The sequence below is a fragment of the Tepidisphaeraceae bacterium genome (genome assembly GCA_035998445.1).
GTDB lineage: Bacteria > Planctomycetota > Phycisphaerae > Tepidisphaerales > Tepidisphaeraceae > DASYHQ01.
This window is the reverse complement of record DASYHQ010000038.1, coordinates 1-14,621: the sequence shown is the minus strand read 5'-3', so window position 1 is coordinate 14,621 and position 14,621 is coordinate 1. Positions and strand designations below refer to the sequence as shown.

10 protein-coding genes are annotated in these 14,621 nt (G+C 66.8%); 7 read left to right on the top strand and 3 right to left on the bottom strand.

Annotated elements, in window-relative coordinates:
- Positions 1 to 33: 33 nt before the first annotated feature.
- Both VGN72_15245 and VGN72_15240 read right to left on the bottom strand, forming a co-directional pair.
- On the bottom strand, positions 34 to 900 hold the full coding sequence (locus tag VGN72_15245; protein ID HEV7300720.1) for a hypothetical protein: 867 nt from the start codon (positions 898 to 900) through the stop codon (positions 34 to 36).
- Positions 824 to 5,326 (bottom strand): hypothetical protein, encoded by a 4,503-nt coding sequence (locus tag VGN72_15240; GenBank protein HEV7300719.1) that lies wholly within the window; start codon positions 5,324 to 5,326, stop codon positions 824 to 826. Before VGN72_15240 ends, VGN72_15245 begins: the two co-directional genes overlap by 77 nt.
- A gap of 876 nt (positions 5,327 to 6,202) precedes the next feature.
- Here VGN72_15240 and VGN72_15235 point away from each other — a divergent pair.
- From VGN72_15235 to VGN72_15215, 5 genes are all read left to right on the top strand, one after another.
- Positions 6,203 to 6,727, top strand: a complete 525-nt coding sequence (locus tag VGN72_15235) for a hypothetical protein (protein ID HEV7300718.1) — start codon at positions 6,203 to 6,205, stop codon at positions 6,725 to 6,727.
- Positions 6,724 to 7,005 carry a PEP-CTERM sorting domain-containing protein gene (locus VGN72_15230; GenBank protein HEV7300717.1) on the top strand — a complete coding sequence of 94 codons (282 nt, stop codon included), beginning with the start codon at positions 6,724 to 6,726 and terminating at the stop codon, positions 7,003 to 7,005. Before VGN72_15235 ends, VGN72_15230 begins: the two co-directional genes overlap by 4 nt.
- Before the next feature lie 102 nt (positions 7,006 to 7,107).
- Positions 7,108 to 7,986 (top strand): prepilin-type N-terminal cleavage/methylation domain-containing protein, encoded by an 879-nt coding sequence (locus VGN72_15225; protein HEV7300716.1) that lies wholly within the window; start codon positions 7,108 to 7,110, stop codon positions 7,984 to 7,986.
- Between the two features lie 216 nt (positions 7,987 to 8,202).
- On the top strand, positions 8,203 to 8,670 hold the full coding sequence (locus VGN72_15220; protein HEV7300715.1) for a hypothetical protein: 468 nt from the start codon (positions 8,203 to 8,205) through the stop codon (positions 8,668 to 8,670).
- Between the two features lie 102 nt (positions 8,671 to 8,772).
- Positions 8,773 to 10,281 (top strand): right-handed parallel beta-helix repeat-containing protein, encoded by a 1,509-nt coding sequence (locus VGN72_15215; protein HEV7300714.1) that lies wholly within the window; start codon positions 8,773 to 8,775, stop codon positions 10,279 to 10,281.
- A 187-nt stretch (positions 10,282 to 10,468) separates the two neighbouring features.
- Here VGN72_15215 and VGN72_15210 read toward each other — a convergent pair whose 3' ends face one another.
- A complete protein-coding gene (locus VGN72_15210; protein HEV7300713.1) occupies positions 10,469 to 10,687 on the bottom strand; it encodes a hypothetical protein in 219 nt (72 codons plus the stop codon).
- A gap of 116 nt (positions 10,688 to 10,803) precedes the next feature.
- Here VGN72_15210 and VGN72_15205 point away from each other — a divergent pair, with 116 nt between their 5' ends.
- On the top strand, positions 10,804 to 11,058 hold the full coding sequence (locus VGN72_15205) for a hypothetical protein (GenBank protein ID HEV7300712.1): 255 nt from the start codon (positions 10,804 to 10,806) through the stop codon (positions 11,056 to 11,058).
- 428 nt (positions 11,059 to 11,486) lie between these two features.
- A partial coding sequence (locus VGN72_15200) for a PAS domain S-box protein (GenBank protein HEV7300711.1) occupies positions 11,487 to 14,621 on the top strand: 3,135 nt, incomplete at its 3' end.

Genomic DNA, 14,621 nt, shown 5'->3' with positions numbered 1-14,621 from the left:
GACGCCGGCGTGCCGCATCTGCCCAGGCGCCGTTTACCAACGCGTGTAACGGTACGGGTTGTCGGCGATGAACCAGCGTTCGTAGCTGGCCTTCCAGCCCTCCTCGGTCGTGGACTCATCGACCTGATCGGACAGGTAGTCCGGGTGGTAAAAGCCGGCGTCCGGCGCGGCGCTGCGCAGGAAGATGGCGTTGGCGGCGCCACACATGCCGCCGTGGATGCATTCGTCCCAGTTGCGGACGACGATCACGTTCTTGCCCGGCTTGATCAGCGCGCCCGGCACCCGGCGGCCGCGCGGGAAGAGCCAGCTCTTGCTTGAGCCAATGCTAATGCCGTTCACGAACGTCTCCTCCGTCTCGTCGACCCGGCCCACCGACAGGAACATGTCGCGCCCGGCCATGTAGGCGGGGACGTCGATCACCTTGCGGAACAGCGTCTCGCCGTCGGTCCACTTCCACTCGTGGCCGTAGCTTTCGAGGTAGGCGGGGACCGAGACCTTCTGCCAGCCCTCGGTCGATTCGGCGCCGCGGGCGATCAACTGCCTGGCGCCGTCGCTGACCGGTTGAACCGAGTGCCACTGGCGGTACAGGCTTTCCTTTAGCGAGACCGTCTTGCGCGCGTCCCACTCGCCGGCGAGCATGTACCCCTGCTCGGGGCGCTGCAGCAGCGCCATGAAGGCGGCGTCCTGCCTGAACGTGGCGCCCAAGTTGGCTAGCAACTGCGACAGCGCCCGCGTCTGCCGCCAGCGGCTGAAGCGGAAGTAATGCTTGGCGTCGGCGGGCAGGTAGGTCGGGTCAACCTGCGCGAAGATCGCCACGCCACCGTCAGCGCCGATCAAGCGACCGAGCATGCCGTCGGCGGCGATCTCGACGCCGTCGCCACCGGTCAGCACCCCGGCCATCAAACTTGGTCTTCCAGTGCAAGTCGGACGGACTCAGCCCGGCTGCCTCGGGCCAAGTGGGCACGTTGTGGGAGCCCTGAAAGTTGGCCTTCGTCTCAATCGTGAGACCCGCGAGCGCGGCACCGGCATCGCGGGCCAGCACGAGCGCCTTGCCCCCCTGCTTCACGTAATCGGTCAGGTTGGCGGCGTCGGCGCCTTCACCGACCACCACCAGCTTCGCGGCTGAATCGATGGCGTCGGCCTTGCGGTACGCGATGCCCAGATCGTCCAGCACCTTCGCGCCCCGCTCGCCACCGACGTAGACGATTTCGTCCACCTTCGGTGCAATGGGCCCGCTCACCACGTGCTTCATCATCTGCGCCGCCAGCTTCATCGCGGCGGGATCGTCACCGTTGGCGCGTCCTTCGAGGTCCAGCCTGCAGAGCGTGACGCGGCCCTTGCCGAAGTCCATCTCCATCAGCGGCGAGTAGGCGAGGTCGAACTCGCTCTCGATGATCGGCCGGAAGCTGCTGCGGTGCGGCTTCTCGATCGGCGTGCTGCTCACGCTGCCGCGGTTGCCCCAGCGCCAGCCGTAGGCGCTGAGCCACTCGGCCCCCGGCCGGTGCGGGTAGGCCGCCACCAGCGTCCCCTCGCCGGCCCAGTCGCGCAGGTTGTCGTTCGACAGGCCGGTCAGCACGGGGTGGTCCGCGGTCACCGCGAAGGCGCGTCGGCTGACGTGCGGGGCCGTGCGCAGTTGCAGCGACAGGCGCGTCCAGTCGTTCTCCTGCCCGAAGACGATCAACCGCCCGCCCGCCTTCACAAATGTCGCAGGGTCGCCCGGCGGCACGTGGCGGTCGGAGAGCGCCTTGCACCCGATGACCGCCACCGCCTCGGTCGGTTGGCCGTCGGTCCAGGGCGTCACCGCGTACCCGAGCGACGCGAGCAGCTTCGTTGTGTCACCGGCCGGGTCCCACACCGCCAGCCGACCCTGCGCCTTGGCGGGCGGCGCGAAGACGGTGAACGGGAAGGCATCGGTGTGCGCGTGTTCGCCGATCTTGCTCGTGAGCGCGATCGTGCCGTCGGCGCGGTCGCCAGCGATCTGCGGCACCGTGAAGTCGACGGGCAGGAACAGCTTCTGGCCGACGGCCAGCTCGCCGTCTTTGGTGCCATCGGTGACGGCCGCATCACCAATCTTCACGCTCCACGTCGCGCTGTACTTCTGCGAGACGCGGGCATCGTTGATCAGCACGACATGCTTCTGAACGGCCTGCCCGGGCGCGAAGTGATGGTCCTTGCGCGTGAAGTTCGGCACCGCGGGATCGGTGGGCGTGTCGGCACCGGTGTCGCCGGCGGGCCCGGCGATCCAGGCGAGCGTGTCGCCGTTGTTGGCGGGGAGCTCGGGGAACATCGCCGGGTCGGTCTGGTGCCAGGGGATGCCCATGCCGCTCACGCCCATCGTGCGCCAGCTGCGCCACGTGTTGCGGTAGAACAGGTTCTGGAACGCACGGAACGACTTGTTGTGCGTCAGAATGTGCTCGTACCGCCCGTGACGGATGTGCGGCTGATACTCATTGCGGTGGTTGGCGCTGCCCTTGTACCGCTCAGTGAAGATCTTTTGGTAGTCGTCGGCCTCGTCGCGGTAGGCGTCGTGGCCCTGGTAGACGGCCATCCACTCGGTCAGGCTCGGTTCGGAATGGCCCTGGGCGGTGTAGCCGTCCTCGTCGCGCATCAGGCTCGCGTAGAGCGGCGTACCGAACTCGATTGCGATGAACGGCATCTGGCCGTGCCGCGCCCAGTGCGCCATCCACTCCTCGCGCTCCTGCAGCGGGATGAAGTTCAGGTAGAAGTTGCTCGTGTAGACCTCGCCGGCGTCGGCGCCGTGGTGGGCGTAGATCGGGCGGATGGGGTCGACGGTCTTGGCCATCGCGATCGCTTCCCACACGTTGTCGCGCCGGCGCTCCAGCTCCTGCGCGTTACTGACGTTGCGCTGCCCGAGCAGGCGCGGCTCACCGTCACCGGTCCACTGGAAGACGTTGGCGCTGTGCGCCCACATCACCACGCCCGGGCTGTTGCGCCACCGGCGGACCGAGTGGGCCATCAGGCGCTCGTAGTCGGCCCGGGCCTCGGGCTTCTCCCACTTTTTGATGTCCGACGCCCAGTCGCCCAGGTGGACGAGCTTGGCGGCGATCGGGAAGCCGATGCGGTCGGCCTCCGTGATGCAGGCGTCGTCGTACTCCAGATCGGTGCCGCGGCGACCGCGGTCGTCGGGCCACAGCTCGGCGAAGTTGTACCCCTCCTTGACGATGCCGGACGGCTTGGCGCCGTACTGCAAGTTGTTCGGCCGCAAGTTGTAAGGCGTGCCGTTCAGGTAGAAGTCGCGCCCGTCGATCCAGAACTCGCGGAAGCCGAAGGGCTGAACGACCGCGTCGGTCAGCGCGTCGCCCGCGACGAAAAGGCGCATCGTATACCGGTTGGGCTGGCGGTAGTCCCACAGCCGCGCGTCGGTCCACGGCCACGACACGGTCACCTTCTGTTCAGCCTCGGCCGTCACGCTCGCGGTCGCGTTGAAGGTCTTCTCGACCTTGCCCTGCTCGTCGTGCATCTCCGCGACGATTTTCACCTCGCCGGCCCTGGTGACGCCGGCCAGTTCCACGTCGACGTCGACCTTCTGCTGCCGCGTGCTCGGGCGCACGTAGACGTCGGCGACGTGCCCACCCTTGGGTCGGCCGATCAGCTTCAACCCGCGGCCGATGATGCCGCGGTTGTCCAGCTGCGCCTTGCCCTTGGGCTCGTTCAGGTAGCCCATGTACGAGACGACTTCCGTCTTGTCGTCCACCGCCAGCACGCGCACGCGCAGCGTCTGCTCGACCCCCGGTTTCACCGCGGGTGTCAAGTCGACCTGCCCGGCAGGCCACTGCACCTGGCCAAGTTCCTGACCGTCCAAGTAGACGACGGCATCGGTGCTCACGCGGTCCAGGTCCAGCACGACCGCCCGGTCCTTCCAGCTTGCCGGGACGGTGATCGGCCGTTCGTACCACGCCTGGCCGACCTCGTCTCCCTTGAACATCAGCCAGCCCCGGCCCACGCCGCGCGCGGCTATCGCGTCATCCCGGTTCCACGCGCCCGGCACCTTGATGTACCCGAACCCCTTGGGCTCCTTCAGCGTCGCGCCGGCGGCGGGCACGAACATCCACAGCCCGTTCAGGTCGATCTCCGCCCGCTGCGGGGTGATCTCCTTCACCGGCTTCTGCGCGAACAGAGCCGCGTGCTCGGGCGACAGCGCCGCGTCGGCGACGCGCGCCTCGGTGATCGGGGTCACGCGCACGTCGTCGTAGTAGATGCGCCCGCCCGCCCACCAGGTGCCGAGCTCGATCCGGCAGACGATCGCGCCCGCCGGCACGCCCGCCTCGACGGCGAACTCGGTCCAGTCGCGATGGTGCATCACCCACAGCCCGGCGCCGTCGGTCATCTCCTTGCCGCTGGCATCGAGGAACGTCACGAGCGCCCCCGCCTGGCGCCACTTCGTGGGCGACGGTGAGCGCACCTCCGGGCCGAGGATCAGGCGCTCTGCCTTCATCTCCAGCTCGACGCGCACCTCCTGCCACGCGGGGTCGACCGCGAACTGCGCGCGGGCGCGCAGATCGTTGTCCCCCTTCTCGCTCGAGATGGCCAGCACGCGGCCCGTTGGCGCCCCGGGCTTGCCCGGCCGGTTGTTCTCCGGGTGCTGGTCGACGCGCTGTTGCAGCGAATCCGCGGCCGACACCGTCGTGATGCCCGCGCCAACCTCCCAGCCCTCCGGACCGCCCGATGCACCGATGGTATCGAATGAGCCGATCGCGAAGTCGGGCAAGTAGGCCTTGATCTTGCTGCGCAGTTGGTCGGCCCGGCTGGGGAAGGCCTGCACGGATAAATCGTCGATGTCGAGCGTGCCGGCGCACAGCCACAGGCCCGGCTGGAGGTTCAGTTTTGTCGCGCCGGCGGGCACGTCCATCTCGACCGTCTTGGTCGTCCAACCGCCATCGGCGCGTTGGTTGGGCATCTGCGGGTAGCCGCCCACCTGCTCGCCGGCATCGTTCAACCAGCGCATCGAGACGCGCGGCTCGTGCCAGCCCTCGCTGCCGAGCCGCACGCCTTCGGTGCGCATCTTCAGCGAGAGGATGACGAACGTTGTGCCGGGCGGCAGCGCGACGGTGCGCTCCATGGCGACCACCTGGGTCACCTCGCCGTTGCGGAAGCGCACGAACGGGTTCTCGCCGCCGACGACCTGCGACTTCCCCGGCGTCATGAAGTTCGGAACGCTCCATCCTTCGGGCTTTCCGCCGACGGGCGCGTCTGAGAAGTCGTGGTCGGCGACCTGCTCGGCGGCGCGCGCGTGCGGCGCAAGAGGGAACAGACCGGTGGACAGGATCATCGCGACGAGTGCGGCCGCTGTCAGAGGGTGATTCATGATGCCTCGTTATCGGGTGACCGGCACGCGCCGACCAGGGACGGCGCGCCGCGGAGGAGATCGTTCGCCGCGCAGTTCGGCACGGAGCGCACGCACGTCGGGTGGTTTGCGCGTCCGCCCTTGGGCCCTTCATACTTGTTTCACAATCGCTTGTTGAACTCGTGCCGTGCCGAAGGATATGGCGCGGCGAAGCGATGGCAGTCACGCGTTCGCGTGACGATGACAGGCTGCCGCTCACAGTCACCGGAAGCGAGCTTCCGCAGATATTTCGCTCCATACCGTCTGATTTTGGGGGATTCTCAAAATCCACCGGCGGCTTAAACCCAATCGGATCGATGGTGCGATCAGCCCGCGCCGCGTGCTGGCGACCCCTTGCCCGTGTCGCTGGACGAAAGAATTTTCACCGTGCGCCGCGCGTGGGCGCGGGTTACGTTCCAAGCATCACGACGCCGTAGCGTGGTCGACCGGTTTCAGGTAGTCCATGCGCTCAGTCAGCACCTTGAAGGTTACCCTTTCTCACGTGGCGCACGTTCGCGGTTTCCGCTTCGTCAAGGCGGGCCGTGCCCGCAGCGCTGTCGCGGTCAATGGCCCCCGCACCGCGCCGTGCCCAGCAGCGGGTCGGCGTCCCTTCTCTGCTGGTCCGTTTTGCCGCCCCATACTTCTGACCAGGGCCCCACGCAGCCGCGGCGAGCAGCACCCGAACCGCCTCGGGAGGGCGAACAGTCGCGAAAGGAAATAATTATTGCCGCTGATCGAATGTCTGCCTGATGTATTGTTCTTCCGTCCGGCGGCAAAGTAGGCACGACGAGCGACTTGGAAGGCGTCGCGCCGGCCAAGGCTGAGTCGTTCATAGCGAATAGCAATTGGAGGAACGGAATGTTGCAGAAGCACTCGATGGTCGCTGCCGTTATCGGTCTCGTCAGCATCGGTTCGGCCAACGCCGCCATGATCGCCGCCGACAATGCCTCCGACGCCGCTTACAACGGGGGCTGGACCACCGGCTCCAACGGCGGCACGGGCTTTGGCCCCTGGTCGTTCACTCGGAGCATTGTTGGCCAAGGGTTCATCTTCACCGGCAAGCCCGGCGATAACGGGAATCAATCTCCCAGCGCATTGAACACGGACATCGACACCCCAAGCACGACCACGGGTCGCAGTTGGGGCATCGCCTCGGACAACGGTGGAAACACCGCGGCGAACCGAAGCTTTTCGGGTGGGGCCCTGGGCGTCGGTCAGACCTTCTCCATCAATTTTGACAACGGTTACATCAACGGAGGCTCGGCCGTCGGTGTCAGTCTCGTGTCGGACACCGGCAGCCGCTTCACATTCCATTTAACGGCGGTGGCACTTACGGGGTCAATGGGACGAGCGCCGGGCTCGCCTATACCCTGGATGGATTGAACATCGCGTTCACGCTCACCGGGACCGATACCTACAGCACCACGATCACCCGCCTGGCGGGCGGCACGCCATCGACCTTCACGCAGAGCGGCACGTTGGCTGGCGCTGGGGACCTGACCGGGTTCACCCTGTTCAACAACAACGCCGGTTACGGTGACTCAGCCTCGAACGACCAGTTCTTCAACAGCGTGAGCGTGACGGCCGTGCCCGAGCCCGCGACGCTCGGCCTGCTCGGTCTGGCTGGCCTGACCGCCCTTCGTCGCCGCCGCGGGACCTAAGTCGCCCCGAGTTTCACGGGCCCCCGGTCCCGAGGCTCCCAGACACGGCCGACCGGGGCCGGGTGGTCAGTTTTCGAAGGATCTATTGGAAGGATTCACATCATGCGACGCCGCAATGCCTTTACTCTCGTCGAACTGCTCGTGGTCATCGGCATCATCGCCCTGCTGATCAGCATTTTGCTGCCGAGCCTGAACAAGGCCCGCCAGACGGCGTACCGCGTTACCTGCGCATCGAACATGCGGCAGGTCGGGCTGGCCATGCGCATGTACGCGAACGCCAACGGTGACCAGATCGTGCCCGCGTCCATCCAGTATGACAACGACGTCGCTCAGAACCGGCCAACTTTCACCTTCGACCGCCTGATCGACCCCTACATTGGTGGCAAGAAGGCAGGCGACGCCCACGCGGACCTGCAGGCGAAGATCTGGCTCTGCCCGGTCGACCCGTTTCCGACACGGCGGGGTCCGGCCGGCAGTGCTGGGCCCCGCTCGTACGCGATGACGTATCACGCCTACCCCTCTGCCGGTGACCCGTTCGGACCGACGTCCGGGACCGGCATCTGGGCCTACGTGTCGGGCAGCGGCGTCGTCAGCACGGGCAACCCTGGCGGCGGGCTGGTGAAGTTCGCCCGCGTCCGCAATTCGTCGCAGGCGCTGCTCCTCGTCGAACGCCCCCAGGAACAGAACTTCCTCGGCCAAGGCTATAGCCACATCACCAACCGCCCGGCGTTCCAGCGTCAGGCGAACTCGTTCGCGATGCTCCGCGACTACCCGCATGGCAAGGCGTCCACGCGGCTCGCCAGCGGGGGCGGGGCCTCGCAAGGGTACGCCGGCCGGTGGAACTACCTGTTCGCCGACGGTCACGTCGAGACCCTCACGGACGTGGAAACCTGCCACCCCACCCGGGCCTGGTGGGGCATCTACCACCTCGACGAGGGCTGGTCGCCCGGTGGCATGTGGACGGTCCAAACGAACGACTGACTCGCGAGCGTCGCGCTCGCGCACGGCACGGCTCGACGAGCAATCGAGACATCGACAGTCAAGCGCCCGCGAGCCATGGCACCCGTGCTGGTCACATGGGGGCGATCGTGATTGATAGAACTGGGTACCCGTGGTCTCACCGGGCCATGCCTCCGCTGGCTGGCTGGATTGCCTGTCGCATCGATCAGGTGACACGGCACGTTCGATGGAGCATCGATGTCGCGCCCCCACTCGCTGCCGTTCGCGGCCACTCTGTTGATGCTCATGACCATGACCGCAACCACCACGATCGCCACGACGACCTTTGTGATCTCGCCCGATGGCCATGATGCAGATGCAGGCACCGCCGAGCGCCCGTTCCATTCCCTGCAGCGCGCCCGCGACGCAGTACGTGGCCTGGTGGCCGGTGGGCTCGAGGACGACGTGAAGGTGCTGCTGCGCGGCGGCACCTACGCGCTGCCGCAGGGCCTGAGCCTGACGCAGCTCGACTCGGGCACGGCCGAGCATTCGATCACGTGGGCCTCGTTCGACGGCGAGGTCGCCCGACTGGTGGGCGGGGTTCGGCTGACCGACTGGCGGCCGCACGCGGGTGAGATCTCGTGGTGTCCGCTGCCCGACGGCATCGCGCCACGGCGGTTGATCGAGAACGGCGCGCCGCTGGGGGTCGCGCGCTTTCCGGCCTAGGGCTACCTCAAGACCGCCGGGGCTCCCGACCGATCTCACACGGCGTTCCACTACCGCGCCGGTGACCTCGACACGAGCGGTTGGGACCTAACCGACGCCACGGTGCTCGTCTGGCCGGGCCACCCGTGGTTCAGCTTCGACAAGCGGATCGTCTCGATCGACCCGCAGATGCGCACCTTCGCCCTCGGCGACGATCGCGATTACACGCTGCGCGGTGGTGGCGGCGATCAGTATTACCTGCGCAACGTGCTGGCCTTCCTCACCCGCCCGGGCCAGTGCCAGATCGCCCACAGCCGTGGCCGGGCGTACGTCTGGCCGCGCGGTGGCGATGGTGATGGTGATGTGGCGTCGCGCGAGATCATCGCGACCACTGCCGCGAACCTGCTGCGCCTCGCCGCCGACGACGGCGAGACGATCCGCAACGTGCACTTCCGCGGCCTCGACCTAGTCGGGGCCAACGGGGACCTGGTCTACTTCAGCAACGCCGCCGACTGCTCGGTGCGGTTCAGCCGCCTCGCGGTGGCGCACGGTAACGGCGTGCACGCCGAGGGGGCGGCCCAGCGCGTCACGATCTACGGCAACCTGATCGAGGACCACGGTGGTCATGGCGTGCGCCTCGCGGGCCTCGGGTACGACACGCCCGACGTCAACCACGGTCACGTCGTCGAGAACAACCACATCCGCCGCTGCGGTTACGCCGAGGGGCCGGGCTATGGCGTCGAGATCACCTGGAGCGGACGAAACAAGGTCCTGCACAACCACATCCACGATTTGCCGCGCTACGGCACGTCGATCAAGGGCACGCACGGCGGACACCTGCCGGCGGGCGACCCGGCGATTGAAGATCTTGACCAGCGCGCCAGCCGCAACCACTCGCGCGACAACCTGATCGCGTTCAACCACATCCACCACGTCAACCTCGAGAGCCAGGACACCGGCGCCATGGAGTCCTGGGGCCCCGGTCGCGGCAACGTCTACGATCACAACCTGATCCACGACACCGGCACGCCCGAGTGGGATACCCAGCAGGCGATCTACCTCGACGACGCGTCGCACGGCTTCACCGTCACCAACAACATCGTCTACAACGTTCGTGGCAACGGCGGCGGACTGTGGTGCGTCTTCGCCAAGGGCGTCGACGTGACGATCGACAACAACGTCCTCGTCGCCCGCCCGCCGATCGTTTACGGCATCGGCTCGCTGGCGATGGCCGGCGAGCGCACGAGCCACCACCGTTATCGGCGCAACATCTTCTACTTCACCGGGACCGCCGCCGAGCGCGCTGAGGCCAAGGCCGTTATCGCCCCGATCGACGAGCGCTGGGACCCTGACCGCATCATCGAGTCGGACCACAACCTGATCTGGGACACCAGCGGCGACGCGCCGGTCTTCCGCATCGGTGGCCGGCGGCTGTCGTGGGACCAATGGCGGGCGATGCCGCGCGGCTACGAGCGCCACAGCGTCGTGGCCGACCCGCTGTTCGTCGACCCGGAGATCCACGACTACCGCCTGCGACCGAACTCGCCGGCGTTGGAGCTGGGCTTCAAGCCGATCGACGTGAACCGCATCGGCCTGAAGGCCGACTTCCCCGCACGCCTGCCGCGCGGATAACGCCGGCCGAACCCAGCCAACCCGCCAGCTGATGCGCTTGACTATGAAGTCCTTGTTGCCCGACCTAGATGGCTCGCCGAACACGTCGACGTACTTCTGCCGTAGCTGCGCAGGGCTCATCTGCGTTGGCTTGGCCAGCTCGGCGTTCGCGTTGATGCTCATGCCTATCTCCTTTGCTCTGGGTGCGTTAACTGTGGTGTCCCATGTGCTGCATCCGGGCCGACACATCAAGTCGATCCTGGGCTGATTCCGAGTGGAAAGACGGGCCGGGATTTGAGTGGTCTTCCGGGCCGAGCGCACCACGGCGGTACAGGCGCAGCACGCCGCGGGCGAGGATCGCGGCCACCTCGCGGAGGCGGTCTTCCACGGTCATGGCGGACGGGTCGGTCGGGTCGAGGTACGACATCGGGACTCCTATAAAGGAGGTGATGCCCGCAACGACCTTCCCTGCTGGGACCGGTGGGCTGCCTGGCAACGGGTTGGTGGGACCAACGTGAGGTCCCCTACCGGTTACCTACCGGGTTGGCGGGAGGAAGGGGCGGGAGAAGTTGGAATAAATCGTACCGCAGCGGCAGCTACACGGTCGTGGGCAACAACGGCACGCACGCGCTGGACGGGTCGCTCGGCACCGGCACCGCGCCGGCGAGCGTGCTGGGCGTGCTGGCCGACTTCAGCTGTTTCTGGTGGCAAGACGGCGGCGCGGATTATCGAGCGAGTTCGGCCGCGGGAGGCTGTGCTACTAGACAACCCGCCCATCCACCAAACGCCGGCAGGTAAGTGCTCGTGGTTCGAGGGCTGGTGAGGTGGTTGGAGTTGGCGGCAAGGGAAGGCGGGGAACGAGACACGCCGGACGTACCCCCTTTGGGCCATGAGGTCACATGCTGCGCTTACTATTAAGCGGTGCGCTCGCTCTACATGACGTAGAGAGCTGCAGCGTCCGCCTGGGCTCTTTAGAAGCAACAATCCACAAGTACTTTAGCCGTTGCGGGATCGGGTGCCGCGAGAGGATCATCCTGTGGAGTCACCAGATGGTCGAAGATATCGTCTATATCGTTATCGTTGCCCTCGATTAGATGGCTAGGTAGACCTGCCTTGCGGAGGCGATAGTGTCCGCCAGGTAGATACCTTGTGCGGAGATCCTCCTGTCCTTACCTTCCGAACACCCCTTCACCCCCGCATGCACTGACGAGCACCGCCTCGAGGCGTTGCGCGGATACGGCATCCTCGACACGCCGGGCGAGCAGGCCTTTGACGACCTAGTGCGGTTGGTCGCCCACGTCTGCCAGACGCCGGTCGCGGTGATCAACTTCATCGACCGGGACCGGCAGTGGTTCAAGAGCGAGTTGGGCCTCGGGGTGCGCGAGACGCCGCTCGACGCGTCCATCTGCGCCCATGCCATCCTCGAACGCGAATTGCTCATCGTCCCCGACACACAGGAGGACGAGCGGTTCAAGAACAACCCGCTCGTTGTCGGAGAGCCGTACCTGCGCTTTTACGCGGGGGCGTTACTCAAAACAGGGGATGGGCACGCGCTGGGCACGCTATGCGTGCTGGACCACCGGCCGCGTGACCTGACCGATAGCCAACAGGAAGCGCTTCGAGCACTGGCACGACAGGTGATGAGCCAACTGGAACTTCGGCGGGCGCTCGTTGCACAGTCGCGAGAGTCTGCGGCCCGTGAGGAAGCAGAGGCGGCGGTTCGACAGAGCGAGGCCCGTTTCGCGGCGATGTTCGAAGCGTCCCTCGACTGCATCGTCGGCATGGATCACGCGGGGCGAGTCACGGCGTGGAACGCCGCCGCAGAGCAAACATTCGGGTACTCGCACGCCGAGGCCGTAGGGCAGGAGATGGCTAGGTTGATCATCCCGCCCGCGCTTCGCGAGGCACACCGCAATGGACTCGCCCGCTACCTCGCAAGAGGCGAGGGGCCGATCCTCGGCAGGCGAATCGAACTGACAGCAATACGAAAGAGCGGCGACGAGTTCCCGGTCGAGTTGACGATCAGCCCGGTCAGCGTCGACGGCGTCCAACTGTTCCGGGGACAACTGCGTGATCTGACGGAGCGGAAGCGAGCGGAGGCGGCACTACGGCACGCGACCGAGGCCACCGAAGCGGCCCTTTCCCGATGGCAGGCCGTGGTCGGATGTATGGCCGATGGGGTCGTGGTCGCAGACGCGGCGGGAAACCTCCCCGAATGGAACGCGGCCGCGTTGGAAATGCACGGCTACGCCAGCCTAGATGAAGTTCGCAAGCACTTGAATGACTTCCCGGAGGTCTTGGAACTCACCTCAGACGATGGCCGGGTCGTGCCGCTCAGGGAGTGGCCGATGTCACGGGTGCTACGCGGGGAGACTTTCTTAGGTTACGAAGTCGGCGTTCGACGGCTGGACGCTGAACTTCAGCGCGTGATCAGCTATAGCGGAAGTCCGGTGCTGGACGACCACGGGCAGGTCGTGCTGGCCGTGCTGACCCTGCACGACGTGACCGCGCAGAGGCGGGCACAGGGTGCCCTGCGTTCGAGCGAGGAACTCGTCCGCACCATCGCCGAGAACTCGACGCAAGGCTTGGCGATGATGAACGAGCGTGGGTACTGCACCTACGCGAACAAGTCGTGGCTCGACATGACCGGGTACTCGGCCGAGAAGATCGGATCGAGGCCGCTGCACGACCTCGTACATCATCACTACCCGGACGGGCGACCCTACCCGATGCACGAGTGCCCCATTGACCGGGCGCTGCCGGAGAACTTCGACGTGCGGGCGCACGAGGACTTATTCTTCCGTAAGGATGGCAGCGCGTTCCCGGTCCTCGTCGCGGCCAGCCCGATCTTCCGGGACGGCCGACCGGTCTCCACCGTGATCGAAATTCGGGACGTGACCGACGCCCTCAGGGACGAGGCGGCGCTGCGGGAGAGCGAGCAGCGGCTGCGCGCGGTGTTCGAGCAAACCGAGGCGGGGATCGCGCAGGCGGACCTGACGGGCCGCTTCGTACTCGCCAACGACCGGTACGCCCAGATTGTCGGCCGCTCCCACGCGGAACTGCTCGACCTGCGCATGCAGGACATCACGCACCCGGACGACCTGTCTCGGAACCTCGGACTGTTGCAGACGGCCGTCGGCGACGGGAAACCGTTCGTGATCGAGAAGCGGTACGTCCGGCCGGACGGGTCGGAGGTCTGGGTCAGCAACAGCGTCTCGCTGATGAAGGACCGCGACGGTCAACCGAGCGGGGTCATCGCGGCCAGCGTGGACATCACCGACCGCAAACGGGCCGAGGCGGACCGCGACCGGTTGCTCGAAGCTGAACGGGCGGCGCGCACCGAGGCAGAGCGGGCCGGTCGGATGAAGGATGAGTTTCTGGCCACGCTCAGCCACGAGCTTCGCACGCCGCTCAACGCGATCCTCGGGTGGTCGCAGATCGTCAAGCGGCCGTCGGCATCGACCGAGGATATGGCGCAGGGCATCGGCGTGATCGAGCGGAACGCGCGGGCGCAGGCGCAGATCATCGAAGACCTGCTGGACATGAGCCGCATCATCAGCGGCAAGGTGCGGCTCGACGTTCAGCGCCTCTCGCTGGAACCGATCCTCCGCGCGGCCGTGGAGTCGGCCACGCCAGCGGCAGACGCCAAGGGGATTCGGGTTCAGGCGGTCCTCGACCCGCTGGCCGGGCCAGTCAACGGCGACCCGGCCCGGCTGCAACAGGTCTTCTGGAACCTGTTGACCAACGCAGTGAAGTTCACGCCGAGGGGCGGGCGCGTGCAGGTGGTGTTCGAACGCGTGAACTCGCACCTCGAGGTGAGCGTTGCCGACACGGGCGAGGGAATCGCACCAGAGTTCCTACCGCACGTGTTCGACCGCTTCCGGCAGGCCGACGCCTCCACCACCCGGCGGCACGGCGGGCTGGGCCTCGGCCTCAGCATCGCCAAGCAACTCGTCGAACTGCATGGCGGCTCGGTCCGCGCCAAGAGCGCAGGCGAGGGACAGGGCGCGACCTTCATCGTCTCGCTGCCGTTGGCCGTGATCCACCCCGAGTCGCAACCCGAACCCGATCGCCGCCATCCCAAGGCCGGGGGGGAAGCGCAGGCATTGCTGACCGACATGTGCGCCGACATCGCGGGCGTGAAGGTGCTGGTCGTGGACGACGAGCCGGACGCGCGGACGCTGGTGAGGCGGCTGTTGGAGGATTGCAACGCCGTCGTCTTTACCGCCGCGACCGCAGCCGAGGGGATGGAGGTACTTCAGGCCGAGCGGCCGGACGTGGTGGTGAGCGACATCGGCCTCCCGACGCGAGACGGCTACGAGTTCATGAAGCAAGTGCGGGCGCTCGCCGAGGATCGCGGC